The organism is Shinella sp. SUS2 (genome assembly GCF_001262505.1).
GTDB lineage: Bacteria > Pseudomonadota > Alphaproteobacteria > Rhizobiales > Rhizobiaceae > Shinella.
On record NZ_KQ410813.1, the window covers coordinates 1 to 2577 of the forward strand.

Consider the following 2577-nt stretch of genomic DNA (forward strand, 5'->3'; position numbering starts at 1 on the left):
CGCGGGGTGGAGCAGCCCGGTAGCTCGTCAGGCTCATAACCTGAAGGCCGCAGGTTCAAATCCTGCCCCCGCAACCATCTCAACTTGCGATTGGCCCGCCCCTCCGGCGGGCCTTTTGCTTTTCAGCGAAATGGCAAGGATTCCAGCTAGGTCGCCGCGCACGTCGATCTGAAGCTCGCCCTGTTCAGACGCGCAACTCTGGCACGTCCTGGGTGATCCACTCTGCCTCCGGGTTCATCCGGGCCTGGCGTTTGCCCGTGTCCGGGTCCTTGATGAAGCGCTGGCGGTTCCAGATCAGTTTGCCGACATACATCTCGTTGTTGAGGATGCCATTGCCGCGTTTCGGGTTGCCATTGATCGTGCTGAAGCCCCAATCGCCGCCGCCCGGCGCGGGGATGGTCTCCTTGTTCAGTTCGAAGGCAATCCGCTTGGCCGATTTTCCTGCGGCATAGTCGCGGAAGATCCGGCGGATCACATTAGCCTGAAACTCGTTGATGGTCCGGTCACCACGGACCGGCTCGCCGTTTCCGTCGAACTTCTTGACCACGTCATAGCCGTAGGCGTTTCCGCCTCCCGACTTGCCCAATTCCACCCTGCCACGCTGTCCGCGGCGCGTCTTGTCGGCGAGGTCCTTGAGAAACAAGGCGTTCATCGTGCCATTGAGGCCGACATGCAGATGCGTGACCTCGCCCTCCGAGAGGGTGACGATCTTTACATCTGAATACGCCATGCGCTTGAACAGACCGGCGATATCCTCCTGGTCGCGTGAGAGGCGGTCCATGGCTTCGGCCAAGACATAGCGGAAACGGCCACGGGTCGCGTCGGAAATCAGGGCCTGGATACCGGGACGGAGGAGAGAGGCGCCGGAGATTGCGTGATCGGTGTATTCCTCAACGACCTGCCAGCCCTGTTTCTCGGCATGAACGCGGCAGACGCGGAGTTGGTCGGCGATCGAAGCGTCGCGCTGATTGTCGGACGAATAGCGGGCGTAGATAGCAACCTTCACAACGCACTCTCCTGCGACATCAGGAGCGCGTCGTTTGGCGTTCCTTCGTCTGCTCCTCGAACGCTTCCCGCGCGGCGCGGCGGGCGAGCAGGCGAACCAGCTCGACCAGACGCGGGTCCGGACCGTCGCCACGGCGCAAAAGCGTCAATTCCGGCTCGTTGAGCCGAAGCGTACTCCTTTGCTTTGGGCGATTGCCAGAATTCATCGTTGCGCCGTTCGAAGCCAATTGCAAGTAGATCGGCTTCAAGATTGGCGTGAACCGAAGTATAAGCAACTGCAATCAGAGGCGAATATTCGGCGACATCAGGCGTGCCCTCGTCGGTGCAGGCGAAATCTGGCGTAGCGAAGCGCGTCATGGAAGACGGAAAATACTGACGTTGCTCCGGCCTGCCGAGACCGTCGTGGACTCGCTCTGTCATCCTGTCCTCACTTGTCGGCGCTACAAATCTGGACTATATATCCAGACATAGAACGGAGGATAGCCATGGGCAATGCCGCACAGAAAAGAGCGACGCAGAATTATCGCACGCGCCTGACGCAGCGAGGCCTCACACGCTTCGAGATAATGGCGCTTGAATCCGACCGCGAACTGATCCGCACTCTTGCGCGTCGCCTGGCTGAGGAAGGCCCGGAAGCGGAAAACGTCCGTTTGGCTGTCAAGACAGCCGTCGGCGGCAAGCCGCCGAAGCCCGGAAATATCCTGACCGCTCTGCGGCGCTCGCCGCTCGTCGGCGCCGAACTCGACCTTTCCCGCCCCCGTGAAGAGGGGCGCAAGGTCGATCTGTGACGCGCTATCTTCTCGACACCAACATCCTAAGCAATATCGTAAAGCCAAGGCCGTCGGAGTCGCTGCTGGCCTGGATGGCCGAGCAGCGCGATGAGGATCTGTTTATTGCCTCGCTGACAATCGCCGAAATCCGGCGCGGCATTCTGGAAAAGCCGCGAGGCAAGAAGCGTGACAGCCTCGACGCCTGGTTCGCGGGGCCAGAGGGGCCGCAGGCTCTCTTCGCGGGTCGTATCCTGTCCTTCGACGATAAGGCCGGTCTGCTCTGGGCGCGACTCATGGCGGAGGGCAAAATGGCTGGCCGCCCCCGCAGTGGTCTCGACATGATCATTGCGGCCGTTGCAGGCGCAAATGATTGCGTTGTCGTAACGGACAACGAAAAAGATTTCGTGGGGCTCCAGATCATAAATCCGCTGCGCGGCGGTTTGGAGGGGGGAGAATAAAATGACGGCTGCGCCGCCTGTACCTATCGAGTATCAGCTCATTGGCTTGACGGAAGACGGCAACGCCGGCGATCTTCTGCTTGGGCTCGACCAGAAACAAGGGCGCATTCGCCTCCAGGCTCTGATCTCCGAATGGTTGCGAATGGAAAACCTCGTCGTTCTGACGGGCTCCGGCACGTCGGTTTCGGCGGGCGGCAAGACGATGGCGAACCTCGAAACTGCCGTTTTTGCGACGATTGAGGCTCTTCCCGATGTGCCGGCTGTTGATTGCCACTGATGGGTTGGATGCCCCTCCCACCGGCATCGCATTGTGCCAAGATGGTGATGCGTTACGTCACCAACAC

At 60.4% G+C, this 2577-nt stretch carries 3 protein-coding genes, 1 tRNA gene and 1 pseudogene; 4 read left to right on the forward strand and 1 reads right to left on the reverse strand.

Annotated features, from left to right (window positions below):
- Positions 1 to 77: transfer RNA gene (locus tag AKG11_RS33345), tRNA-Met, on the forward strand.
- A gap of 110 nt (positions 78 to 187) precedes the next feature.
- Here AKG11_RS33345 and AKG11_RS33350 read toward each other — a convergent pair.
- A pseudogene (locus AKG11_RS33350) lies at positions 188 to 1006 on the reverse strand (recombinase family protein); the annotation flags it as partial.
- Between the two features lie 484 nt (positions 1007 to 1490).
- On the opposite strand from AKG11_RS33350, the gene AKG11_RS33360 reads away from it, so the two are divergent.
- The 3 genes from AKG11_RS33360 to AKG11_RS33370 are packed head-to-tail and all read left to right on the forward strand — an operon-like array spanning position 1491 to position 2510.
- Positions 1491 to 1793: a hypothetical protein gene (locus AKG11_RS33360; protein ID WP_050747135.1), complete on the forward strand. Its 303-nt coding sequence runs from the start codon at positions 1491 to 1493 to the stop codon at positions 1791 to 1793.
- The gene (locus tag AKG11_RS33365) at positions 1790 to 2233 is read left to right on the forward strand and encodes a PIN domain-containing protein (protein WP_050747136.1); all 444 of its coding nucleotides are present in this window, start codon (positions 1790 to 1792) and stop codon (positions 2231 to 2233) included. Before AKG11_RS33360 ends, AKG11_RS33365 begins: the two co-directional genes overlap by 4 nt.
- 1 nt (position 2234) lies before the next feature.
- Positions 2235 to 2510 carry a hypothetical protein gene (locus tag AKG11_RS33370; protein WP_050747137.1) on the forward strand — a complete coding sequence of 92 codons (276 nt, stop codon included), beginning with the start codon at positions 2235 to 2237 and terminating at the stop codon, positions 2508 to 2510.
- Positions 2511 to 2577 lie beyond the last annotated feature (67 nt).

Coding starts and splice junctions, on each gene's coding strand:
- AKG11_RS33370 (WP_050747137.1), top strand. CDS start 2,235: ATGACGGCTGCGCCGCCTGTACCTATCGAGTATCAGCTCATTGGCTTG.
- AKG11_RS33360 (WP_050747135.1), top strand. CDS start 1,491: ATGGGCAATGCCGCACAGAAAAGAGCGACGCAGAATTATCGCACGCGC.